Origin of the sequence: Adhaeribacter pallidiroseus, assembly GCF_003340495.1 — a bacterium.
Taxonomy (GTDB): domain Bacteria; phylum Bacteroidota; class Bacteroidia; order Cytophagales; family Hymenobacteraceae; genus Adhaeribacter; species Adhaeribacter pallidiroseus.
The window spans coordinates 2,924,248-2,948,927 of the sequence record NZ_QASA01000001.1 but is presented as its reverse complement, the minus strand read 5'-3'; the positions used below and the strand labels follow the sequence as shown (position 1 = coordinate 2,948,927).

The 24,680-nt window shown below is 42.5% G+C and carries 24 protein-coding genes; 8 read left to right on the top strand and 16 right to left on the bottom strand.

From position 1 onward, the window contains the following. Window positions 1-292: 292 nt before the first annotated feature. From AHMF7616_RS11735 to AHMF7616_RS11715, 5 genes are all read right to left on the bottom strand, one after another. Window positions 293-907 (bottom strand): hypothetical protein, encoded by a 615-nt coding sequence (locus AHMF7616_RS11735; RefSeq protein ID WP_115373059.1) that lies wholly within the window; start codon window positions 905-907, stop codon window positions 293-295. Window positions 908-950: 43 nt separating this feature from the next. Beyond that, complete coding sequence (locus AHMF7616_RS11730; protein WP_115373058.1) at window positions 951-1,649, bottom strand: tetratricopeptide repeat protein; 699 nt, start codon at window positions 1,647-1,649, stop codon at window positions 951-953. Window positions 1,650-2,581: 932 nt separating this feature from the next. Then, window positions 2,582-4,897 (bottom strand): DUF7133 domain-containing protein, encoded by a 2,316-nt coding sequence (locus AHMF7616_RS11725; protein ID WP_115373057.1) that lies wholly within the window; start codon window positions 4,895-4,897, stop codon window positions 2,582-2,584. A gap of 152 nt (window positions 4,898-5,049) precedes the next feature. After that, window positions 5,050-6,336 (bottom strand): MFS transporter, encoded by a 1,287-nt coding sequence (locus AHMF7616_RS11720; protein WP_115373056.1) that lies wholly within the window; start codon window positions 6,334-6,336, stop codon window positions 5,050-5,052. A 209-nt stretch (window positions 6,337-6,545) separates the two neighbouring features. Continuing rightward, the gene (locus tag AHMF7616_RS11715; protein WP_115373055.1) at window positions 6,546-9,026 is read right to left on the bottom strand and encodes a DUF5060 domain-containing protein; all 2,481 of its coding nucleotides are present in this window, start codon (window positions 9,024-9,026) and stop codon (window positions 6,546-6,548) included. A gap of 306 nt (window positions 9,027-9,332) precedes the next feature. Between AHMF7616_RS11715 and AHMF7616_RS11710 the strand changes: the two genes are divergently transcribed. Beyond that, window positions 9,333-11,957: an MGH1-like glycoside hydrolase domain-containing protein gene (locus AHMF7616_RS11710; protein ID WP_115373054.1), complete on the top strand. Its 2,625-nt coding sequence runs from the start codon at window positions 9,333-9,335 to the stop codon at window positions 11,955-11,957. 117 nt (window positions 11,958-12,074) lie between these two features. Next, window positions 12,075-12,476 (top strand): DUF6717 family protein, encoded by a 402-nt coding sequence (locus AHMF7616_RS11705; RefSeq protein WP_147275668.1) that lies wholly within the window; start codon window positions 12,075-12,077, stop codon window positions 12,474-12,476. 19 nt (window positions 12,477-12,495) lie between these two features. Here AHMF7616_RS11705 and AHMF7616_RS11700 read toward each other — a convergent pair whose 3' ends face one another. The 11 genes from AHMF7616_RS11700 to AHMF7616_RS11650 form a co-directional block, all read right to left on the bottom strand. Further along, the gene (locus AHMF7616_RS11700) at window positions 12,496-12,933 is read right to left on the bottom strand and encodes a VOC family protein (protein ID WP_115373052.1); all 438 of its coding nucleotides are present in this window, start codon (window positions 12,931-12,933) and stop codon (window positions 12,496-12,498) included. Window positions 12,934-13,080: 147 nt separating this feature from the next. Beyond that, complete coding sequence (locus tag AHMF7616_RS11695; RefSeq protein ID WP_115373051.1) at window positions 13,081-13,653, bottom strand: dihydrofolate reductase family protein; 573 nt, start codon at window positions 13,651-13,653, stop codon at window positions 13,081-13,083. A 342-nt stretch (window positions 13,654-13,995) separates the two neighbouring features. Then, a complete protein-coding gene (locus tag AHMF7616_RS11690; protein WP_115373050.1) occupies window positions 13,996-14,385 on the bottom strand; it encodes a VOC family protein in 390 nt (129 codons plus the stop codon). Between the two features lie 58 nt (window positions 14,386-14,443). Continuing rightward, on the bottom strand, window positions 14,444-14,668 hold the full coding sequence (locus AHMF7616_RS11685) for a hypothetical protein (protein ID WP_115373049.1): 225 nt from the start codon (window positions 14,666-14,668) through the stop codon (window positions 14,444-14,446). 57 nt (window positions 14,669-14,725) lie between these two features. Further along, the gene (locus AHMF7616_RS11680; RefSeq protein ID WP_115373048.1) at window positions 14,726-15,133 is read right to left on the bottom strand and encodes a DoxX family protein; all 408 of its coding nucleotides are present in this window, start codon (window positions 15,131-15,133) and stop codon (window positions 14,726-14,728) included. A 114-nt stretch (window positions 15,134-15,247) separates the two neighbouring features. Next, window positions 15,248-15,655, bottom strand: a complete 408-nt coding sequence (locus tag AHMF7616_RS11675) for a VOC family protein (RefSeq protein WP_115373047.1) — start codon at window positions 15,653-15,655, stop codon at window positions 15,248-15,250. Between the two features lie 101 nt (window positions 15,656-15,756). After that, entirely contained in the window at window positions 15,757-16,095 is a 339-nt protein-coding gene (locus tag AHMF7616_RS11670) for an ArsR/SmtB family transcription factor (protein ID WP_115373046.1), read from the bottom strand. A gap of 319 nt (window positions 16,096-16,414) precedes the next feature. Beyond that, window positions 16,415-16,846, bottom strand: a complete 432-nt coding sequence (locus AHMF7616_RS11665) for a VOC family protein (protein WP_115373045.1) — start codon at window positions 16,844-16,846, stop codon at window positions 16,415-16,417. Between the two features lie 183 nt (window positions 16,847-17,029). Continuing rightward, window positions 17,030-17,572 carry an SRPBCC family protein gene (locus tag AHMF7616_RS11660; RefSeq protein ID WP_115373044.1) on the bottom strand — a complete coding sequence of 181 codons (543 nt, stop codon included), beginning with the start codon at window positions 17,570-17,572 and terminating at the stop codon, window positions 17,030-17,032. Between the two features lie 68 nt (window positions 17,573-17,640). Next, on the bottom strand, window positions 17,641-18,066 hold the full coding sequence (locus AHMF7616_RS11655; RefSeq protein ID WP_158546150.1) for a DoxX family protein: 426 nt from the start codon (window positions 18,064-18,066) through the stop codon (window positions 17,641-17,643). A 130-nt stretch (window positions 18,067-18,196) separates the two neighbouring features. Beyond that, complete coding sequence (locus AHMF7616_RS11650; protein ID WP_115373042.1) at window positions 18,197-18,640, bottom strand: SRPBCC family protein; 444 nt, start codon at window positions 18,638-18,640, stop codon at window positions 18,197-18,199. Between the two features lie 240 nt (window positions 18,641-18,880). Here AHMF7616_RS11650 and AHMF7616_RS11645 point away from each other — a divergent pair, with 240 nt between their 5' ends. From AHMF7616_RS11645 to AHMF7616_RS11620, 6 genes are all read left to right on the top strand, one after another. After that, window positions 18,881-19,861: a GlxA family transcriptional regulator gene (locus tag AHMF7616_RS11645; RefSeq protein ID WP_115373041.1), complete on the top strand. Its 981-nt coding sequence runs from the start codon at window positions 18,881-18,883 to the stop codon at window positions 19,859-19,861. A 242-nt stretch (window positions 19,862-20,103) separates the two neighbouring features. Further along, window positions 20,104-20,724: a hypothetical protein gene (locus AHMF7616_RS11640; RefSeq protein WP_115373040.1), complete on the top strand. Its 621-nt coding sequence runs from the start codon at window positions 20,104-20,106 to the stop codon at window positions 20,722-20,724. 178 nt (window positions 20,725-20,902) lie between these two features. After that, window positions 20,903-21,985, top strand: a complete 1,083-nt coding sequence (locus AHMF7616_RS11635; protein WP_115373039.1) for a Gfo/Idh/MocA family protein — start codon at window positions 20,903-20,905, stop codon at window positions 21,983-21,985. Window positions 21,986-22,502: 517 nt separating this feature from the next. After that, the gene (locus AHMF7616_RS11630; protein ID WP_115373038.1) at window positions 22,503-23,417 is read left to right on the top strand and encodes a PNPOx family protein; all 915 of its coding nucleotides are present in this window, start codon (window positions 22,503-22,505) and stop codon (window positions 23,415-23,417) included. A gap of 135 nt (window positions 23,418-23,552) precedes the next feature. Continuing rightward, window positions 23,553-24,014 (top strand): nucleoside deaminase, encoded by a 462-nt coding sequence (locus AHMF7616_RS11625; RefSeq protein ID WP_115373037.1) that lies wholly within the window; start codon window positions 23,553-23,555, stop codon window positions 24,012-24,014. 6 nt (window positions 24,015-24,020) lie between these two features. Beyond that, window positions 24,021-24,254: a hypothetical protein gene (locus tag AHMF7616_RS11620; RefSeq protein WP_115373036.1), complete on the top strand. Its 234-nt coding sequence runs from the start codon at window positions 24,021-24,023 to the stop codon at window positions 24,252-24,254. The last annotated feature ends 426 nt before the right edge of the window (window positions 24,255-24,680 follow it).

The window sequence follows — 24,680 nt, the reverse complement described above, 5'->3', positions numbered from 1 at the left end:
TTTAATTGTTGCGGCATTGCTTTACAAATGTCCGGAGCAATTAAAAAATATCTGTAGCCAAATCTATCTTTGTTTTAGTTGAATCTGCTGTTATAGGCAAATGGTTATTATTAAGAATATAAAACAAATATTTCATTTTTAAAATTGTATCCAACGTTTAGATTTAGTGATGTGGCGGAATATTAACTGCACAGCTTGATTAAAGTTGAAATATTCCTGAACCAAAATCTCTTTATCTAAAAGCAGACAATCAGCCATATTGCCAAGCCATTATTGGCTGAAGTGCGGGTTATCAATCGAGCAGCTTTCCAATTGCAAACATGATCTTATCAATCTTGTACTTAAAAGAATTCCTTTCTTCAGGTTTAACATTTGCAAGAATATTGGCTAGCCACTTTCTATAACTATCAATTAATGATTGATCCGAGGATTTGAAAACAGATTTACGTGGTACTTTATTTCTACCAATAACATCTTTTAAATTTCCGTATTCACAATATGCTCGAAGGACATGCTGATCAACAATAGGTTCATTTGGTTCAGCCAAGCTTTTTCCAAACTGGCGAAAAATAACCCCATAATCAGTTTTTGACTTTATTGTGCCTCCAATACCATCCAAAACAGATTGTATTCGAGTAATGTGGCCATTTTTCCATAAGACAGCAAGAAGTAATCGCTTAAGTTCAGTAAACTGTAAATCAACCTGCAGATCCAAAAGATTCTCATCTGTTATAATTCCTTTACTCTTCAATTTTTGTAGATCATTTAGAGTGAAATTGAAGGGAAGTCGTGGGTATTTTAATTCAAAGTCCTTCACCACTGAAAAAACCTTTGGATATGATTCAATTAAAATATCTAAATAATCAGATGTTCTTGCTTTTTCAATCTTTAAAAATAGATTTTTCATTCTAAAGATACTATTTCAGCTAACGGTTGGGCTAAAAAGCGTTTTAATGATTTTTAGCTTGTGTTACCTGCTTTTTTTCTTTCATTTTTTTACACCTGTCAATATCTGATTGTATCCATTTGCGTGTTGTGTCCAATGAATAGGCTATTTCATAATGCTTGATTGCTTCTTCAAATCTTTCTAAAATACTAAGACTATATGCTAATTCTGAATGATATTTACTTTTTGTTGAGTCAACTTCGATTGCTTTCTTATAATTTTTAACTGAACGTTCCCATTCACCATTATGTCTATATGTTAATCCTAATACAAAAAAAGCATTTGAATTAGATGAATCAGAATCAATAATACTTCGTAAACTATCAACTGTAGAAATAAATTTTAATTCTTCTCCTTTCTCAAATTCCTCTCTTTCAGCCATTGATTTTTCTTGCCAATTATTGAAATCAATTGAGTAATTTATACTCCCTAATCCAACAATGAGAATTGTTCCCAAAATAGAAATCTTAAATACTGAAAGTATTTTACTCCAAGAAGTTTTCCATCTGCTTTTATTTAAAATAAAGCCTATGAAAAGAAAAATTAGGAAAAAGGAAATCCAACCAATTAGTAAAAGCACCTGATAAATTGATGTACCAAACCAATCAACCTGATCTTTCTTTCCTAGCAATGGAGAAATTGAACATATAGCTATGAAATAAATTAGGCCTGAAATTAAATATGTGGCTTTCCTGTTCTTCATTTAAATTGCAGGTAACTACGGATATACGGAGTAGTTCCGGTTATCTGCATAATGTGCGGAGTAAACACACTTGCTTTCATTAGGCTTGTAATGGCTTTTAAACGGGTTGAAGCTACTTGTTTTATACTAGAAGTAATATATAGAAAATATGCCCAACATTTTATGAATAGTAGTTCTTTTAAAATACACTTTTACCGAAACAAATTATCTTTAAGTTTTAACGTTGCCTTTTATTTCGCTTTTCTTTGTTTTTGGCCAGTTGTTTAATTTAAAAACAGATAACCTAAATGGGCTAAAACTAATTTTCCAAGAGACATAGACGCATAAAAAAGCGTTTATAGCCGTTTATTACACGGCTAAGCAGAATTAAAAAGGAAGAATCGACGAAGTTTTCAGTCCGATAAGGCGTAAATATTTAAGATGGGGCAACTAACCAGGATTATGTTAATCCTTAGAGCGAATTATTTAAAAAAAGAAAGGTTATGGAACAAGCGTATGCCCGTTAAATTTTTAAAACTTTGCTCATCTACTTAAATATCAAAACAGAGCTTCAACTGGTCCTTCCCTTTTAGCTTTCTCGGGTTAGTTTATTTTTAAAATTAAATACTAAAACACGCAACAGGCTCAATATAATATTGCGCTCCAAAAAGCTTTTTTTAGGACTAAAAACCGTTTCAATGCTTATTTTTAAGATTATTGCTATTTTTTCATTTAGGGGAAGAATCACAGCAGTTTAGATTAAATACGAGTAAAGCAGGATTGATTTAAGTTATTATTATTTTCAGATTCAACAAAGGAAGGTAAATCCGGAAGGTAAGCTCTAGCAGGTTCGCTACTATTCGGATGTTTTTTTAAGAGGCAAGCTCGCATTAGTTTTTGGGCTTGGTTTTAAGAGGAACGTTATTTCCGGGCTAGGCTCCGCTTGCATACCATTATAATTTACTTAATTCTTCGGTGGTAAAGGCTTTCTGGCGGGTTTTCAGTTCCTGGCGTACTTTGCCTACTTCTTCGGCGCTAACCTTATCGGCGTTGTTTTGCCAGGACCGCCGGATAAAGCTGAGTACCTGGGCCACGTCTTCGTTGGGCAAATCTTTGTCGTAGCCAATGCCGGGCATGTCGCCGTTAATTTCGGGCGCTTTGTACAAATGGCCTTTTACTTGTACCGGGCCGGTTAAGCCAAACAACACAATCGAAATTAGCTTGTTCTTATCGCCGGTTACCCACTCCGAGCCATTTAAAGGCGGCGCTAAACCAGCAACACCGTTGCCATCGGGGCCGTGGCAGGTTTGGCAGCTGGTGGCAAACATAGCGGCTCCTTTCGGAAATTCTTTCAATAACACCTTTGGATCTTTGTTGGCGCGGGCGCTTTTAATATTGGCAATTACTCCCTGCAAGTGCTGGTTAATGACTAAACTGCTATCAGGGGCCAAGGCCAGCAATTCTTTCTGAAACGTTTCTTCGTGGTCCTGCAAGGTGCTGATAATGGCATCGGTTACGTAAGGGTTGTTGGAGAAATTTTTAACTAATTGCTGCCGTAAATTTTTAGTAGCTTTCTGGTCCAGAGGCTGCAAAGTAGGTAACAGGAAAGCTACGTAAGGAGCCGCTAAAGAATCTTTGCTGGCCACTAATTGCTGCAATACGGGCAAATAACTCTTATAAGAAGTTTTAGTTAAAACCGAAGGCAAAACGCTTAAGGCCTGCGTACGCATTTGCCAGGTAGGTTGCTTTAATAAAGTGGTTACCTCATTCGTTTGCAAACTGCCTAAACCTTCCAGGGTCCAGAGGGCATGCATTACTAATAAGGGATTGTTTTTATCCTTTAAAGCTTGCTTTAAAGCCGGAACGGCCGAGGTGTATTTTCCGTCAATCAGCATTTGCTGGGCTTTATCGCGTACCCAACCGTTGCGGTGACCCAGTAAAGTTACGAGTTGGGCCGCATCATCCGGTAAAGTTACTGCTTTTGCATTTTTGCCAGTCGGTACAATTTTGTAAATCCGGCCGCAGTTTAAAGGTTGAGTTAACTCCCGTTTTCCGATTTCTTTTTTCAGGTAAGTGGTCAGGTAAGTTTTGTGCTGAATGATGCCGCGGTACATATCCACCACGTACATGGCGCCATCCGGACCATCATACAAGTTTACCGGCCGGAAACGTTCGTCGGTGCTGCTTAAAAATTCTCGTCCTGGATAAGCCTGTTTTCCGGTACTAATCAATTCCTGATCTTTGATGATGTTTCTTTTGATTAAATTAGCCGAAGGTTCGGCCACAAAAACATTGGAGGCATATGTTTCATCAAACAAGTCACCGCGGTAAACCAAAGGCCCGCAAGCCGCGGTAAAATCTACTAAACGCTGATCGGCATTTAAAACACCTTTCATGTAGCCCCGGTTTACCCCGGGAGTAGGCCGGCTCGGATATACTTTATTATCGGCCACCACTTTTTGCACATACCCGGCCACACGTCGTTGGTTTTTATTAGTAGCGCCCAAACCCGGCGAAAAATAGTCGCCGAGTAAATTTTCGGAGTTGGTGTTGTAATACAAGCGGCCATAATTATCCTGGCTAATGCCCCATTGCCCCCGGAAATGCGTGCGTTCCACCAGCCAGTTACTGCCGTTTTTGCGGTAGCGTTTACTCAATTTAGCGTTATAAATCCAGTTATCTAAAGCCCGGTATAAACCATTAGGTTGGTGTTCTACGTTACCGCCTTCGGCGTATGCAGCATCCACCAGGGTTTTTTTACCGGGTTTACTGTTTTTAATTTCGTAATAATATAAGCTCGGCGGTTCGGCCACCAGAATGCCGTTTTCAATGAGGCAAATGGCCCGGGGCAACACCAGCGAATCCAGAAAAACCTGACGCGTATTGGCGATGCCATCATTGTCGGTGTCTTCCAGAATCACAATCTTCCCGGTAGGAATGTCTTCACCGGTACCTATAGTATCGGGCATGTAGTTGTCCATTTCTACTACCCACAGGCGCGCTTTATTATCAAAAGTAACGGCTACCGGGGTACTTACTAAAGGTTCGGCCGCCACTAACTTTACTTCAAAACCGGGTTCTACCTGCATTTTACTAATGGCTTCTTGGGCCGGTAAAACAGGGGAAGCACTTAAATCTACTTTTTCGGTTTCGAGTAGGGGATTGGCAACCGGAGCGGCGGTACCCGTTACCTGAAGCGGCTTGTTGGTGTGGCAGTAAACTAAAAAACAAGTAAGAAAAACTAAAAGAAACGGCTTAAATTTAATCATACTAATCTCGGACTTCAGGTTTAAGCGCAGTGCACGGTTAAACCGGGTAAAAATTTAAAAAAATGTTTAGCTACGCGCTAATAAATTAATTTACAATTATTTAACTGTTATCCAGTACAGTTAGTTCCGGGCCAAGGTTTGCCACCAGCAAATTACAAATCTACCGGTTTCAGGCGGGAAGTCAGATAATGAACAATAAACCAGGCGACAAAGTAAGCCAAACCGCAAATAATAAACAGAATATTATAGCCCGCACTAATGTTACCCACGGCTTTATACGAATCCAGGAGCGAACCTACTAACAACGGAAATAACGCGGAAGCGATTGACCCCGCCATGCCGCCAATACCCACCACCGAGCTCACCGCTTTTTTGGGTACAATATCCGATACAATGGTAAAAATATTGGCGCTCCAGGCCTGGTGCGCGGCCGCGGCCAGACTAATAATGCCTACGGCCACCCAAATATTAGGCGCGTAGCGGGCCCCAATAATCGGTAACACCGCAAAAGCCACGAGGAGTAAAGTTGCTTTGCGGGCTTTTAAGACCGGCCAACCGCGTTTAATTAAGTAAGAAGATAAATAACCGCCGCCGATGCTGCCAAATGTTGTAGCGGTATACACAATAGCTAAATGCAAGCTGGGCTTTTTTAAGTCCAGATTAAAAGTAGTAGCAAAATAAGAAGGCAACCAAAACAGAAAAAACCACCAAACCGGATCGGTGAGCACTTTGCCCAGAATAAATACCCAGGTTTGTTTAAGGCCCAGCAAGCGGCTCCATTTTATTGGGTTCGAATTTTCGGCAGGTGCCGCCTCGTTATCGCTGTGGATGTAGGTAAACTCCTCGGGTGTGATTTTTTTGTGCCGGGAAGGTATTTCGTAAAAGATCCACCAGAATATTAGCCAGATAAAGCCAATGGCGCCGGTAATTAAAAAAGCTTCCTGCCAGCCGTATGCTCCTAGAATCCAGGGTACCAGAATAGGTGCTACCACTGCGCCAATGCTGGTGCCAGAGTTAAAAATACCCGTAGCCAGGGCGCGTTCTTTTTTCGGAAACCATTCGGCTACGGCTTTTACGGCCGCCGGGAAGTTACCCGCTTCGCCTAAACCTAATAAGCCGCGTACTACGCTAAAACCAAAGGTGCTTTTTACCAAAGCGTGCAACATGGCCGCCACGCTCCAGATAATGATAGAAATGGTGTAGCCGAGTTTAGTACCAATTTTGTCTATAAAATTGCCAAAGATTATGTAGCCCAAGGCATAACAAGACGCAAAAACCATTACAATATTGCCGTAATCCGATTCGGTCCAGCTGAACGCTTTTTCCAGGGTAGGTTTAAGCAAACCAATAACTTGCCGGTCGATGTAATTAATAGTAGTGGCAAAGAATAAAAGGGCGCATACCACCCAGCGGTAATTTCCTGTTCTGGAGTTCGTCATAGTAGGCTTTTAATCACGGAGTAAATCTTAGCTCAGAAGCGGGCTATAAATTAGTAATAAAGATTCATTCGCGCCTAATTTTAAATTTTAAACCCCAGAATAAACCTAATTACAGGCAGTAACCGGTACGAACTGGGCTTTATCTCCGCACAACTCTTCATCACCAAAGCATCGCTGCCGAAAAATTTAAAAAAACAGGTGTAGGCTGGTTAATATTTCACTATTTTCTGATTCAGAAAAGCGGCTCCTTGTTTTACCCGCAAAAAATAAACACCAGGCATTAAGGAACGGATATTTAGTAAGGTAGGCTTATTCAACGTTGGTAAAGCCGTTTGATTTAATATCTGTTTTCCGGTTACATCCAGCAGGGTAATTTCCAGGGGAGAGTTTTGGGTGGCGTTAGTTTGAATAGTAAGGTAATCCTGCACAGGGTTGGGGTAAACTGCCAGCGAAAAACTGTTTGCGGGGCTTTGGGTTAATGTAGCATTAGTAGTACCTGTTTCATTTCTCGAAAAATCAACCGGTGTTTGGGTTACTAAACAAACCCAATCTTGGCCGTCGTTTTGGGGCGGCACCCCAATAGATTGCCAACCCGTGCCCTGAATCTGTAACACCGAACCTTTTTGCAACTCTTTTCGGGTGCGGGGATTAAACCAATGTACCTGATAATTCCCGAAACTACTGCCTACGTTTAAGTCGGTGGTTCCGCCCGTTGGTAGATAAATAGCATAAACGTTATTGGCCGCGGCCAAACAATAATCCGTAGTTGCGGTGGTTAACGTATCGGCGCTTTTCATATCCCAGAACGGCAGGTATTGGTTAAAAAACCACAGGGCATTGTTCGTTAATTCCCATAGGTGTTTGCGGGAGCGCCAATCTTCGGCGGTTAAATCGGAGTGGGCATAGCGGTACCCAAAATACCATTCTACGCCGCCACCCCCGGCCATTAAATGTCCCCATAAAGCTTGTTTTCGCACCAGGTCGTGCGCGTAATCCTGGGAGTCGGGCAAAACACCGCGGTAAGAAGGACCAATTTCATCTAAAGTTACGACCCAGTTGCGCCCGCTATTGGCTGATTGATTTACCCAATTCTGGGTTTGTTGGTGCGCCTCGGCGATTTTAGCGATTTGGAGCGAGGCGCCTTCCATATTTTTGTATCCCAGTAAAGGGGTGAAAACCGAGTTTTTAGCTTCTGGAAAACTGTGTACGTCAATCGGACTTTTGTAAGGATCAAGGAACCGGAGATAATAACTGAACGCTTTGCGCTGTTGATTGGTATTAGTGTTTTCTTCGCCCAAGTTCCAGGTGATGCCCAAATGGTGGCCAAAGCGGGCTATCAATTCGCGGTAATACAATTTCCGTTGGGTTTTTAAATTGCCACCATCCAGTAATTGGTCGTTTTCCTGTTCCTGCGTAATTACGTGCAACATCAGGCCTAGCTCATCCATGTGTGAAAAAACGGTTTCCCATTGTGCTAGTTTAGAAACATCGTAGCGCAACTTTTCCGTCGGCGAAATCCAGGGCCACACGTCTTGGCCGTCGCCGTTTACGTTTAGCGTTAAGAAATAAACCGAGTTCATGCCTTTACTGGCCAAATAATTTATGGCCCCAATAATGCCTTTACCCTTGTTACCCCGCCAAACCGGGTCACCGGGTTTCCAATCGCGGATGTGGGCGGCGTAGGTCTTGGTGTAATCTGCGGTTGATTTCTGGCTGTAGGTATTATCAAAATCGCGGTAAGCTAAAAAATTCTCCGGGCTGCCGGCACCGCCTTTTAAAAAATACTTTTTCGATTCGGCAAATTGCAGGTAATGTTTACCGGTGTATTGCAAACGACCCTGCGCCCGGAAATCCCGACCGGTTTTATCGGAGTTTTCTACGGTAAAGCTTCCGCTTAAATTATCAAAACTAACCGGCTGGCCTTGGTACGCAAAGGTGCTTATCGCTAGTTCGGAACCGGTCCGGAACGACACCTGGTAGGTCCATTCTCCGGTTTCGTCGGGGGTAAAATGCGCTCGCCACTTGTTGCCATAATTTGCCCCGGTGCCGGAAGATTTACCATCGGCGGTATAATAGCCCGGCACGATTACCTGGCGGGTCCCTTTTTTAAAAATTACGTTTAAGCGATAATCTAAAAACGGATTTATAGAATCTAACTCGCTGGTTAAAGGGCCGGCAAAGGTAAACGTTATTTTGTGCCACTTTCGCAACTCGCCGGTTATTTCAACGGGTTCGGCCGGCTGAACCCGCACGCGAAAAGTAGTACTTGCCGTAGCTTGATGAGGGTCCGTAGCCGTAATCCGGACATTTACGGTAATAGCTGTTGCAGGCGCAATGCCCCGGAAACTCAGGTGACGGCGATTAAACTTTAACCACGTCGGTAAGGCAGTGCCGTCGGTTCGGCTCGCGGTATAAGTAAGCTGGCCGGAGCTATTAGAGTCGGTAAACGCGCCGGCCGCAAAGTAAAAGCTGGTGTTGAGCATTAAGGTTTGGTTTGCGGGCCTTTGAAGAACAACCGGAGACTCATTAGTAGAATCCAAGCTAAAAACCTTGTTTTTATTAACTTCCAGAGAAGAGATTTTTAAATTTTTCGGCAATCCGGAAGCAGGGCTCACCCTTAAAAGCAGCACCAGGCAAACCAGGTTAACCATGATCAAAAATTTAAAAAAAGCAGTAAATAACTTTTTCATTCCGCGCAATAGTTAAACTAATAAAAATCACCGAAAAGCTACTGCATTTTCTCGGATTACTGGTCAGAGGTCATTGCGTAAATAAAAGAATCATTTATAATAGGTAAATGGATCATCCGTACTATTCAGATTTTAAAAAGATAATAACTGGATTGGTAAATAGGAACAAGCTTGTAAACATCTACTTAATTAAATTTAAACATGGCCTGATTTTCTTGACGCACAATTTATCCGGCCCCGCTTTACTTACCTTAACCATTAACCTAATAATTTTATTTAATTTAACGCAACGCTTACCACACCCGCATGGATACCAACGAATACGAACGGTTAGAACAATCGCCTAATAACAGAAACTGGAAAAGCTGGGGACCCTACTTGGCCGAACGTCAATGGGGAACCGTCCGCGAGGATTATAGCCCCAACGGGGATGCCTGGAATTTTGTGACCCACGATTTAGCCCGCAGCAATGCCTACCGTTGGGGCGAAGAAGGCATTGCGGGTTTTTGCGATTACCAGCAGATTTTGTGCTTGGCGCCGGCTTTCTGGAACGGACAAGATCCTATTTTAAAAGAACGATTATTTGGCCTTACCAATGGCCAGGGCAACCACGGCGAAGACGTAAAAGAGCTGTACTTTCATCTGGATTCGTCGCCTACCCATTCGTATTGCAAGTATTTGTACAAATACCCACAAACTACTTTCCCTTATGCGGATTTAGTAGAAAAAAACAAGCGCGACCGTTGGCAACCCGAATTTGAACTGCTGGATACCGATATATTTAAAGATGGCCGCTACTTTGATATTGTAATTGAATACGCCAAAGCTGACACGCACGATATTTTAATGCAGGTAACCGTGCATAATCGCGGCGGGGAAGCGGCTCCTATTCACGTATTGCCCCATTTGTGGTTTAGAAATTACTGGAAACACAGCCCCGAATACCCCCGGCCGCTAATAACAGCTTTAAGCCCGGATTGTTTAAAAGCTACTTCCTCCCGTAATGGCGCGTTTTTCTTGTACCACGATCAGGCCGGAGAACAGTTATTTTGCGAAAACGAAACCAACAACGAACGCATTTACAAGTCGGCTAACTTAACTCCGTTTGTGAAGGATGGTATCAACGATTACATCATCAACCAAAAAGAAACTGTTAACCCGGAAAAACAAGGCACCAAAGCAGCTGTTTGGCTGCAAGCCGTTGTGCCCGGAAAATCTTCGGTAATTTTTAAAGTGCGTTTGGTGCGTAACCGGATTATTGAACCCTGGGCTAACTTTAACCGCGTATTTGAACGCCGCCGGGCCGAAACCGATACTTTTTACCGGGAATTTATTCTGCCGGAAAAAATGGAACCCGCCCAACAGGATTTAATTCGGAAAGCCTTTGGCGGACTACTCTGGACGAAGCAATTTTATTATTTTGATGTACACCGTTGGCTCTACGGGGAATTAAAGGAAAAAGCACCTTATCGCCTGGATAAACGAAACGTAGGCTGGGTGCACCTCACCAATCGTAACATTATTTCCATGCCTGATAAATGGGAATACCCGTGGTATGCCGCCTGGGATTTAGCATTTCATGCCACCACCTTCGCCCACATCGATCCAAATTTTGCCAAGCAGCAATTATTACTCATGCTCCGGGAATATTACATGCACCCCAACGGGCAAATCCCTTCTTACGAATGGAATTTCAGCGATGTCAATCCGCCGGTACATGCCTGGGGGGTGTGGCAGGTGTACGATATTGACCAGAAAAAAACCGGGGTTTCGGACTTGGATTTTCTGGAGCGGGCTTTTCAAAAATTGCTCATGAACTTTACCTGGTGGGTCAACCGGAAAGACGTCAACGGCAACGATATTTTTGAAGGTGGCTTCCTGGGTTTAGATAATATTGGGGTATTCGACCGCAACAGTTTGCCACCGGGTATTAAAAGTTTGCAGCAAGCCGATGCCACTAGTTGGATGGCCATGTTCTCGTTAAACATGCTCCGGATTTCGTTGGAGTTAGCCAAACGAAACCCGGCTTACGAAGAGTCAGCGGCCAAGTTTTTCCGGCATTTTTTAAATATTGGCTGGGCCATGGATAATATTGGCGAACGAAATATCTCGCTCTGGGACGATGAAGATAATTTTTATTACGATGCTGTACAATTAGATAATGGCAAGAGCCAGCGTTTAAGAATTCGTTCTTTGGTAGGCGTTATTCCGTTGTTGGCCGTGGAGGTAATTAATAGCAAAATCTTTAACCAGATGACCGAGTTTAAGCGGCGCGCTGTAGGCATTATCCGGACCCGCCCCGATTTAGCGCAACTCATTTCGCACATCGAAGCGCAAAATGGTAATGGTTATCATTTATTTTCGATCATGCGGGGTTTCCGGTTAGAGAACGTACTGAAGCGCTTACTCGATGAAGCCGAGTTTTTATCGAACTACGGCATCCGGTCTTTATCGAAATACCACGAGCAAAATCCTTACTTGTTTACCTACCAGGGCCGTCAGCATTCGATTCAATACGAGCCCGGCGAAAGCTCCAGTTCGATGTTCGGGGGTAATTCTAACTGGCGGGGCCCTATTTGGTTTCCGTTAAATTATTTAATTATTCAATCTCTCCGGAAATATTATAAATACTACGGTAAAGAATACATTTACGAGTTCCCGACTGGCTCCGGCAACAAATTAAATTTAAAACAAATTGCCCGCGAATTAACCCGGCGCTTGCTGCACCTTTTCGAGAAAGACGAAACGGGTAAAGTGCATTACCATTCTCACCATGAGCCCTACCAAGCGGACCCGCATTTTAAAGATCAACATTTATTTTACGAATTTTTTAACGGCGATACCGGCCAGGGCTTAGGTGCCTCGCACCAAACCGGCTGGACGGCTTTAATCGCCAATTTATTACTGGAAATGGCCGAAGAAGAAGATTAGAATAGCAGCAAATTTTAAAAATAGTCTATTTAATTTTTTTAAATAGACTATTTTAATTTAAATAAGTCCGTTTCATTCTGCGCGAAACTTTCAAAAATAAGGCTTTGTTTACCAGCTATGATCGGATGGATGCCATTATTGATGGGCGCTGCACTGCTGGTTGGTTGGGCCAGAACTGCATTTGAGCCCATACAATTTGCCTTTTACAAAGAACCGCACGGTACCTGGTACATCGACTTACCCGATTATCCGGGGCCAAAAGGCAACCTGGCCATGGTGGCCGGTGCCGACGATATGTTGGATTTTCTGGCAAAAGGCAAAAACCGGGTGGTAGTGGCAATGAGCGAACAACCATTTACCGGTGCCTTAGCTTTAAACCGGGTGAAAGTAGGGGAGCCCGGGGGCGGCGCTTATTACAAACCGGAAAATCATGCGATTCAATCGGTTTGGCTCTGCGATGTTACCTTATTTGCCCTTGGTAAATTTCCGGAGCATATTTACTTCCGGGCAGTAGAATAAGCTGTTTTTTGTTTTCGGCCTATATTTTTCCCTTGTATTTTGGGTCAAAATCTACCATCCATTCAATGCCGAATTTATCTCGAAACATTCCAAAATAAGAGCCCCAGGGACTGTCGCCAATAGGTACTTCCGTGTTTCCGCCGGCGGAAAGGCCGTTAAATAACTTGTCGGCTTCTTCCCGACTTTCGGCGCTAACGGATATCTTGGATCTGTTTTCGTTTTCATTTACCCGGCCCATACTTTCCGGCACATCATTGGCCATTAAAACATTTTTACCAATGGGCAAAGCAATGTGCATGATCTTGTTGGCTTCATGTTCTGCTATGGGCTGTTCCGGGCTGGCTATGTCCTGGAAACGCATAATAGTGGCGAACTCTCCGCCAAATACTGATTTGTAAAAAGTGAATGCTTCTTCGGCATTTCCGTTGAAGTTAATGTGAGGGTTGATAAGTGCCATAATTTTTATTTTAAGTTTTTTTTAATTAGTATTCTGAATGTCCGAGCGCAGAGTGTTCCAATACAACCAACGCTAACGGTTTCGGGGCACCGCGCTTCCAGGTTGCACGGCAGCCCCTGAAGCAAAATCCGGGCGCGCCATTGGTGGTTATGGCCTGTCTACGGTGTAATTTAGTTCCGTTACCCCGCCAGTAAATGGTCGAGTAGTCAATAATTTTAGTTTTATCTGTTCTTTGATACCGGTGAACAATGGAATGCCTCGCCCAAGAACAATTGGATTAACAAACAGCCAGTAGCCGTCAATTAAGTTTAGTTGAATTAAGGAATGGGTGGCGGTGGGGCTACCGAAAAGCAAGATGTCTTTATCGCCCTGTTGTTTTATCTTAATTATGTTATCCGCAAGATTATCGCTAATAATGGTAGTGTTGGTTGAACCTGCGTCTTTCATGGTTTGGGATAAGACCACTTTGTGAACCTGGTTATACCACCTGGAATGTTCCAGATCGTGCTTGGACGCGTTCGGCTCGGTTCCTGCAGTAGGCCAGTAATTCTCCATCATTTGATAAGTCATCCGTCCATACAAGGCCGTGTCGCCTTCGCTTATCCGCTTACCGACATAATCAAATATTTCTTCATCTACTTTAATCCAGTCCATTTCTCCGTTCAGTCCGGCTACAAAACCGTCGAGCGATACGTGCATGAAGGAAATTATTTTTCGCATATAGTTCTATTTTTTAATTATTATCTATGGTTTGTTATTATCTCGTTACAATGATCGTTAACGGGTAGTATATGCAAAAACTGGAGCGAAGCAAGGATTTCTATACCCATTAGGCAACGTGTTTCCTTTTACACTTTCAATTTAGATGGCTTCTGTCTATTGTCGAAGCGTGTGAAAATTTCAACTAACTGTTTATTAATTTTGTAATAGATAATAATCTGAGAAGTTAAAACTGACCTGCTAACATCTTTTTTGTTACGCGTATAAACAGGATGGCCTGGAATCTATTATTACGCGTCAGCTATTTTAGAACCAAGCCTGGTAACCGGATTTTTTTAAATTTCAAGCTTCTTTTGTCTGCAAAACCGACAAGATATTACCGGCCGGATCTTTAAACCAGGCCACATCTACCAGGCTGCTCCTGGAAATATTATTTTCGTCCGTTTGTAAGTATTCTTCCTGGTAGGTTTCAAAAACAACACCCCGTTTTTTTAATTCCTGCACGGCTTCGTCAATGTTATCAACCGGAAAGTTAAGAATGGTAAAAGTAGCCGGTTCGTGGTTAGGCTTGGGGTAAATTAACACCTGGGTATGGCCGGCCAAGTGCAATTGCAGCAAGCCCATGGTGTTATCTTCTGTAACTTCCTGTTCCAGCACCTGGCTGTAAAATTGTTTGGCTTTTTCCAGATCATCGACCGAAAAACCACTAAATGCATGGCTATTTTTGAACATAATATTGGCTATAGTTAAGGTTTAAATTTAGACTGAAACAAAACTTGATTACCCTTATTTAAAAATCGTCCGGTAAAATCTCGGCTTCGTAACCAAACTCGCTTAAAAGTTTAATGAGGCAGGTGGCCCGGATAAATTCCTGATTACTGGCCACCCGCAAAATATTATCACAATCTTCCAGGTCGAAGTTCGCGTGGTAGCCCCGGAAGGTTTGGTGAATGTGGTCGAGCAGGATAACAGCGTGGTCCTGGTCTTTTACGTTTGTACGAAATACTTCTACCATGCGCTCTTGGCCTTTTCAGCTGTTCAGGTATTTTTTAATAAATTACACCCAGGTGGTTTAATTGCCCGATAAGCTAACCCGGGACAGGTTGTTGGTTTCGGTGGTTTTTTGCAGTTTGTGGTAATAGATGTACGAGCCCGCTACCAGCAAGATGGGTAATAAAATAGGGGCCCAGTTTTGGGGAGCATCGCCCCGGGATATATGCGAATACATGGCGCCAATTAAATCAAACATTAAACCGGCGTAGGCCCATTCTTTTACCCGTGGATAGCCTGGTACTAAAATAGCGATTAAGCCCAACAACTTGGCCACTCCTAAAAAAGGAACCAAATAGCCCGGATACCCTAAACGCATTACGTACTCCATGGCCTCGGGTGCCGAAATGGCATCATAAACCGAGCCTATGCCCAACATAGCAGTGATTAACCCGGTAAAAATCCAGTAAATAATTTTTGTCTTTTTCATGATAGTAGTTTTAAAAATAATTGTGATTGAGAAAATAAGAGCAAAAGTTGGTAGTAATAGCAAAGAAAATTTGGGTTGGGAAAAGGGCATTCCTAAACTTAGTGAAGCAGGTATTTATCCTTGGTGCAGCGCGTGCGGGTCCATGTACATGGTTTCCCAGAGGTGGCCATCTAAATCCTGAAATCCCCAGCCGTACATAAAACCTTGGTCTTGTTTTTCGTTGGGAGTGGTGGCGCCCGCCGCTACGGCTTTGTTTACCCACGCATCTACTTGCTCCCGGCTTTCGGAAGATAAAGCAATAATTACTTGCGCGTTGGCAGCTGTATCCGGAATATCTTTTTTGGTAAAAGATTTAAAAAACTCTTCTACCAGCAGCATTACATAAATATTGTCGCTCACAATCATGCAGGTAGCGTTCTCGTCGGTAAACTGCGGGTTAAAAGTGTAACCAAGTTGCGTAAAAAACGCGACGGATCTATCTAAATCTTTCACGGGTAAATTCACGAAAATCTGAGTGGCCATTGTTTAGGTTTGTTTTTTGTTTAACGCTAATTTTTTAAAATTTTATTTTTTCGGTAATTAAATGGTGCTTTCTGCCCCCTGTTTGCGCGTCTATCGCGAAGCTAGGGAGCCCCGCTTTCGGGCAAATAAGCAGCCTTGGATTGGGTGATTAACCTTTCTAAAGAAATCAGGCGGCTTTGCCAGCTGTGGCGATATGGTTCTACCCAAACCACCAGGTCGCCTAACTTTTCCAGTTTGACCTCGCAATACCTTTCGCGGCCTTTTGTGCGAATAACTAGCAGGCCGCATTCGGTTAGTATTTTAATGTGTTTGTAAATGGCCGACCGGCTTTTTTTAAAATTCCCGGCAATTGCTTCCATGTTTAGGGGTTGCTCAGCTACCAAATGAATGATTTCTCTTCGGGTTGGGTCGGCAATGGCCCGAAATACATCTCGTCTCATGTATCTTTCTTTATGTACCAAAGATAAAGGAAACCTTTTGGTGGCATGGGGGTGAACACGACAGATCTAGGTGAATTTACGACAATCGAGATTTGTTTTTATAAACAGAAAAAGGCTGAACGGGATTACTGATTTTCAGGTAAAGTTTCTGCCTTAATTAATAATTATCAGATTGCGTTTAAGCTATTATCGTAACAAAGTAGAACTTACGGGCGGGGGCAACCTGAACTAAAGCGGTTCAGCATCAGGTAGAAGTAAGTAGCTAATATCTAAAAGCAAAAATTAAATTGTTTTTGTCAGACACAAACGGTTGGTAAAATCAGGCGGATAAATTCGGGTCGTAGCTAACCATCCATTGTATGCCAAACTGGTCGGTAAGCATGCCAAAATAAGCTCCCCAAAATTCTTTTCGTAACGGCAGATTTACCTGGCCATTTTCCGAAAGGGCCCGAAACAACTGATCTGCCTCTGCTTCGCTACCTGGACTTACCGTTAAATGAAAATTATTGCCTGGATTTACATGGTGGCCCATGGCCTCGAGGGCGTCGGTGGCCATTAAGATCGTGCCTTGGCCAATGGGTAAAGCCATGTGCATTATTTTTTCCCGGTCGGTGGCAGAAAGTTTATCACCGGCCGGCGTGTCTTTAAAGCGCGTAACGTTTACAAATGCGCCCCCGAAAATGGATTGGTAAAAAGTGAAAGCGGCTTCGGTAGTACCGTTAAAATTTAAATAAGGATTTACTTGTACCATAAATTTAAAGTTTTAGAAAAAGCGTTTTTCGTTGATCAGGCAATAATTTTAATTTTTTAAATTTACCTAAACCCTGGGGATAGGAAGAGGATGTTCTTACTCAAAACATATAAAACCGCAGCGGGAAAAGAAACTAATTTTTAAATTTTTAATCGTGTTTAATTCAGATTTTAACCAAAAAAGTTAATTTTTAGAAACAGGAGATTTTTCCAGAATGGTTTTCAGGTTAGTTAAACTTATTTCTAAATCTTTGCCGAGCATGCCAGTCATAAACAAATTCATTAAATTAAGAGGATACGGATTCGCACCGCGCATGCCCCATTTCACTTTGGTTTGATTAGGCGCAATTGCTTCGGTGAAAAAAGGGGTTTGTGCTACTCCGGCAAATGGCCGGATAAACCTAACTTCTACTTCTAACTTTTCGCCTTCGTTAATAGCTTTAATTTCTTGTTCGCCCTGGCCGGCTTTCTTATTCCCGTTCCAGGCGTATACAAAGCCAACGGTGCCATCAATGCCGCGATAATCTTTTTCCATGTCCGGGTCTGTTTGTACCCATTTGCTGTATTTATCCTGGTTTTTAAGATGTTTGATAAAGCCGAAAACTTCTGCTTTAGACTTGTTAATCGTTATTTCGCGTTCGATGGCATAATGTTTTTTCACAAACAAGGCTACGATTAACAACAAGGTAATAAGAGCACCTGCGCCCATTAAGATGTTTACCAGCATTTTATTTAAGTTTTAGAGTGATAAATTATTTAAAATAAGCAATAGCGTAATGCGAGAAATGCCACTTATTAAGCTATTTGAGCCATCGGCTCCGGGGAAGGCACCAGGCGGAGTTGTTTAACGGGAGGATGCGTTATTTTCTTCCATAAATAATAAGAAGCAAACATTGCCGCCATAAAAAGAAGTGGCGAAAGAATTAAGCCAAGACTATCCTGACCGTAAGCCCGGGCCACACAAGCCCCGATAAAGTTAAAGGTAAGACCCGCGTAGGCCCATTCTTTTATAATTTTAAATTTATTTTGGATGAGCGCCAAAGCGGCTAAAATCTTGCCTGCGCCCAGCACCAGTAACACGTGCGCCGGGTAGCCCAGGTGTTGCATAATCTGCCGGCCCGATTCGTGCTGCATGGCTTCGGTGATGCCAGCGAAAAGCATAAAAAGAGCAAAAAGACCTGTAATAATCCAGTAAGTAATTTTAATTGATTTCGGTTTCATGGGCATGGTAATTTAGAATTTTATGATTACTAATGGCAGAATTTTTTAAATTTATTATCCACTTGTAGCAAATGCAGTACTCCCCATAACCGGTTGGCCCGAGCGCACCCGGTTTACGAATCTGTGCTGCTTACGCCTCGGCCAAATCTTTAATTTTTAGCAAAGCTTGGTCCCAGGCGCCGGCCATCATCTCGTACATTTCTGCGCCCATGTCGGCTTCAATTTCTAGTTGCGTAGCGCCATTATTCTCCGCGACCCGGTAAATTTCGCGACCGCCTTTTACTTGCTGGGCTTCTTTACTTGCGTAATCTTCGGCATCGGCTTTTAAAATCCCGGTGTATTCAACAGATAGTAATTTGCCAAATTGGTTGGCAACGATGGTACCAATAATACCACTACCACTGTCGTCTTTAAAAACTACTTTGCTACCTTCTTGCCAATCGGTATCAGCAAATGTACCCGGACTGAACTCGGCGAACCAGATGCGGTTATACTGGTCCAGGAGCAATACATCCCAGATTTTAGCGGCGGGAGCGTTAATCTCGATTGATTTTTTAATAATTTGAGTTTCCATGGTATCAGGTTTATAGTTAAAAATTTAGGTTTCGTAATCTAGGCAAACAGGAGCTGCAGAGCCTTCCGGCAGAGATCTGGGTTGCTAAACCATTTAGATTAAGACAAATATATTAGTAATTATTGGCAACAAAGGGGTATATTTCCGGCAATCTAAGGGGTTGATTGCGACAACAATTCTGTTTACCTTGTAACCGTTCTAGTTTGTTTTTGGCTACTCTTTCAAATTTATTTAACATCCATGAAACATATATCTATCCTGGTTCCGAAAGGAGCAGTTCTGGGCAGTATCGAAGGTCCGCGGCAAGTATTAACCGAAGTTAATAAACTTTTAAAAAGCATGGGCAAACCGGCTTTATTTCAAGTACAGTTGGTAGGTCTGACGAAAGAAGTACCGGCCGCCGGGGGGATTTACAAGGTGTTTACGGATGTAATAGCGCCCGAAATAGCCAAAACCGATTTAATTATCATTCCGGCCCTGGATGGCGATATGGTGAAAACGATTGAAAGCAACCAAGACTTTATTCCCTGGATTGTGCAGCAACACCAAGCAGGAGCCGAAGTGGGTAGTTTATGCGTGGGGGCATTTTTGTTAGCGGCTACGGGCCTGGTAACCGGCAAAAAATGCGCAACCCACTGGATGGCGGCTAAAGATTTCCGGAAGATGTTCCCGGAAGTAAACCTGGTAGAAGATAAAATTATCACCGATGAACAAGGGATTTATTCCAGCGGGGGCGCATTTTCCTATCTTAATTTAATTTTGTACCTCATCGAAAAATACGTGGGCCGCGACATTGCTGTCTTTATGTCCAAGGCTTTCCAGATAGATATTGAGCGCCGGAGCCAGTCGCCGTTTGTAATATTTGCCGGCCAAAAAGACCACGAAGACGAGGCTATTAAAAAAGCGCAGGAAATCATTGAAAAAAGCGTCACCGAGAAAATAAACGTAGATCAACTGGCCGACACTTTAGCGCTGAGTCGCCGTAACCTGGAACGCCGGTTTAAAAAAGCCACCGCCAATACGGTAGTCGAATACATTCAACGGGTGAAAATAGAAGCCGCCAAAATGAGCCTGGAAACTTCCCGCGAAAACGTAAACGAAGTCATGTACCAAGTAGGCTACTCCGACCCGAAAGCTTTCCGGGACACCTTTAAAAAAATCACCGGCCTTTCGCCCGTGCAATACCGCAGTAAATACAACCGGGAATTAGTGGCCGCTTAAGATTTTTAAAATTTAAAAAATTACATCCCGATCGTTTTATTTTACCTTCCATATGTTCGGATTATATAAACCTGAAAAGAAGGAAATGTAATTTTAGAAAGAGTTTGTCTACTTTTAAAATAAATTATAATAGCCTAATTAGCAAGGCAATGTAGTAGCTTCTTTTAGCATTATACTTGTGTCTTATTTATAAATTTACATCCAATCACTTATTAAATTTATTTAAGCCAAGAACATTTGTAATGAAAATTTTACTGCTTTTTATTGCCTCTTTCTTTTTTTTAAAGTCCGATAAACAGGAATATATCGTGGACAAAGAGGTTGTTTTAAAACCTGGATTCTACCGGGATTTTCAGGAGTTTAAAACAAATAGTCCTTCTGTTGCCTTCAATAATTCTCCTTTAACTACTGTTACTAAAGGATATGGTTTTTTAAATGCTACCGGCGAAGTTGTTTATTATCGGGTGAGCATGGAAAAAAGTTTGGCAAGGAAAATAGGTAACGTTTACGGATTTTGCGATGGGAAAAGTATTTACCTTAACCCGGAGATTTCTGTGTTCCGGCCCAACATGAAGTTTAGTAAACTAGATTATCTCGGACGTTACTGTTATTTTGAAGATTTGATGTATAAATCAGTTCCAACTGGTAATGGAATGGCATCAAATACTTATTTAGCTGAGAAAGCACTAGATATAAATACGGGAGAAATTACAATTTTAAGTAAAAAAACCTTAAAAGAAATTATAGCGAAAGATGCTGCGTTATTAGAAGATTTTACGAATGAGACTAAGAAAAACAAAGTTCTGAAAGATTATTTGATTAGCTATTCAGACAAACATATTAATGAAATTAGCCGTTTATAATAAATTTACTTTACCAGAATAATGTTCTAACTGAAGATTTATATCATAAGGGTTTTAAACGAAAAAGCCGCTAGTAGAACCTAGCGGCTTTTTCGTTTAAAAGAATTCTCACCATAGTTTATTATTTAATTTTTGCTTTGTTTCCAATATTTTTAACATTTGCTTCAAAAAACATATCATGACTGAAAATACCAAGCTTCTACGCGTACTCGTGGTGGGTTGCGGTAATATGGGCACCTCGCACGCCAGTGCATACCACACGTTGGATGGTTTTCAAATTTGCGGCATTGTTTCTACCGGCAAAAGTAAAGAAGTTTTAAATCAAAAATTAGGCGGCAGTTATCCTTTGTTCACCGATTTTGAGGAAGCTTTGCATACTACCCAACCCGACGCGGTTTGCATTTCTACTTATCCGGATACACACGAAAGTTATGCTATTAAAGCCTTGGAAAGTGGCTGCCACGTTTTCCTGGAAAAACCCATTGCTGATTCGGTGGCCGGCGCGGTGCGGGTAGCCGAAACGGCCCAACGCACGGGTAAAAAATTGGTGATCGGGTATATTCTGCGCCACCATCCTTCTTGGATCCAATTTGTAGAATTATCCCGGGAGTTGGGGAAACCCTTGGTCATGCGCATGAATTTAAACCAGCAAAGCCACGGAGCTGCCTGGGCGGTGCACCGCAATTTAATGAAAAGCTTGAGCCCGATTGTGGACTGCGGGGTGCATTACATTGATGTAATGTGCCAGATGACCCGTTCGCGGCCCATTCAGGTGAGTGCTATTGGCGCCCGTCTAACGGAGGATATACCAGCGGGTAATTACAACTATGGTCAGCTGCAAATCCGTTTCGCGGATGGCTCGGTAGGTTGGTACGAAGCCGGTTGGGGGCCCATGATCAGCGAAACTGCTTTTTTTGTGAAGGACGTCATCGGGCCAAAAGGTGCCATATCGATTGTGGCGAAAGATGCCGGCGGCGCCGGTAAATCCGATTCGGTAGAAGCACATACCAAAACCGAATGGTTGCGGTATCACCGGGCCGATTTAAACGAAAAAGAAGAACTCAAGCTAGAGGATGCCTGGATTAGTATGGAAGACGAACCCGACCACCAGGAATTATGCAACCGCGAACAGCTGTATTTTTTGCAAGCCATCCGCGAAGATATTAATCTAACTGACCATGTGGCCGATGCGGTGAACAGCCTGCGCATTGCTTTTGCCTGCGACGAATCTGTACGTACGGGGCAGGTAGTAGCTTTGTAATCGCTGGACAAAAATTTTAAAAAATTAGTTGGTAAGATAATTTTATCTGATATTAAAAAATCAAAATTACTGTATTTGTAAAGTTGCTTAGTTAGGGAGATTTACGGAGCCCAACTTTCGAATTAATTTTTTAAAAGATCACCTATTGGCTCATTTGCTTTTGTACCAGCCACGGTCATCTGAAAATTTTATATCAATATTTTGTTTCCAGCCGAACTTTCGTAACGGATAAAAATAAGTAGTTAGTCGTTTTTAGTTGTTCGTTGTTCGATCGTTAATGAATTAATGATCAATTACTTAAACTCAGGTTTTTATCAACTTAATTTTGTCCTGTTACATATAAATACAGATGGCGCGTGATAACCGGAAAATTATCGGTAAAAAACCAACTACCACCGCCAGTACTACTCCCGCCATCAGGATGGTGGTTACTTCTTTCACGAATTGACTCAGCAGAAATATCGTTATTAAAAAAATAGCCACATTCCGGGCCAATTAACTAAATATTTAATAAGCAATGGCAGCTTCTCCTTATCATTCCGGTGAATTAGAAATGCAGCAAAAAACAGGAGCAGCATTGCCGGCCGGCCGCAATGCCCGATTGATCGTTCCTTACTTGGCTCCTAGGGCCGATAGATTTATAGCTCAACAAACTTTTGTAATGGTGAGCACTCAGGATGGCAGCGGTCAGGTTTGGACTTCTATTCTGGCGGGGAGCGCCGGTTTTATAAAAGTAATCGATGACCAAAGGCTGGTGTTGGATGAGAGGGATTTGCACGCTAATCCGGCAGATATTTTTTGGAAAAATATACAGGCGCAAGCCGCAATCGGAATGCTTTTTATCGAACCAAGCACGCGCCGCCGCTACCGGGTAAATGGTCAGGTTTTCCGAAAGCAGGCGCAATTGCTAATTACCATAAAACAAGCGTACGTTAACTGCCCCAAATACATCCAGCGTCGAACTAGCGAACAAACGGCCAAAAGTATTTACTCACCCGCGGCCATTACCGGAACCATCCTGACCAAGGAGCTACAAAACTGGATAACAGCGGCCGATACTTTTTATGTGGGCAGCAGCAACAACCAGCATGATATGGATACCTCGCACCGGGGTGGTAATCCGGGTTTTGTTGAAGTTATAAATGCTACGTCTTTACGCATTCCCGATTACGTGGGCAACGGCATGTACAATACCTTGGGTAATTTTTTAAATTATCCGGCGGCCGGTTTGCTTTTTATTGATTTTAATGCCCAACGCACCTTGCAACTATCGGGCACAGCCCAAGTTCAATGGCCGGCACCTTCAGAAATAGCAACCACTAACCACACCGTTCTTTCCTGGATTTTTAAGGTAAAAGAGTGGGTGATACTGGAAAATTTAAAAAACTTTACTTGGACTTTTCAGGATTACTCCCCTTTTAACCCCGACTAACTCCTGGATAGAGGTTGCCGGATTAAAACAGGATAGGCTGTACGGTTCTATTGAAAGCTCCGGCTAGTTTTTGGCAATACCGCTGAAAATTTAAAATACTGCTGGCTCCCGATCAAAATTTTTCAAAAATAGCCGATGGAAGAACACGAAAAATGGATGCACTGGTGCCTGAATTTAGCGCAGCAAGCTTTACAGCAAGGCGATTTTCCGGTAGGCGCAGTAGTCGTACAAAAAGGTAAGCTAATTGGTCAGGGAGTAGAAGCTGGCCAATTGAAAAAAGATATTACCTGCCACGCCGAAATGGAAGCTATCCGGGATGCCCGGCAAACAATTAATACAGCTGACTTGCAAAATTGTATTCTTTATTCTACTCATGAGCCGTGCATCATGTGCTCCTACGTCATCCGGCACCATAAAATCAGCCGGGTAGTAGTAGGAACCACTGTGCCGGAAGTGGGCGGCAGTTCTTCGGCGTACCCCTTGTTATCTGCGCCCGACATAAGTATTTGGGTTGCTCCGCCGCACCTGGTAACAGGCGTGTTAGCCGAAGCTTGCCAGGCGCTTAGCCAAGCCTATAAACAAAAATTTAAAAAATAAACCACCATGCTTCTTTTGCAATATCCGGTAAACACCCCCGAAGTTACCATGTGGGAAAACCGTTTGGCTACCATGGTCATTACCTATGCGTTAGTACTAAATCCAGAACTCCAGGAACCCCAAATACAATACGATGCCGATTTTGTGCGTGGCACGAATGAAATTAACTCTTATCTCGATACATTAGAAGATTTTCTAAAATCCTGGTACGAAGACCGCTGCGACAAGTACGAATTTTAATTTTGCGGACTGGTTGCGGTAATTTTCTGTAGTAAACCAAGATCTAAAATCAGATAGCCGCGCGGGAAGCATTTGGTATTTTTACCGCTGAATTGTTTTGTTTGCACCCGATGCTTGCCTGATGACGGTAACCGCAAGAATAAGCCAGTAGACTAGCTAAGTGAGATAAAGAAGGATTTACTTTGAAAGTAGCCGTTTATCCGTAAAGACCTGAAAAGGCCCTAATAACAAGCCGTAACCAGGCTTAGGCTATTAGCTATTTTCAAAAATAAATTTTATTGCAAGATTGGCATTCCTGAATTCCGCATTTGTTGAGGTTACTACTCTTTCTAAGTAAAAAATTTAAAAAACCCTTTAGCTTTAAAAGCTTGTTTACCAATAAGCCAGGGATGAAGGATATTTTGGAATTTAAACTTAATTGGTACT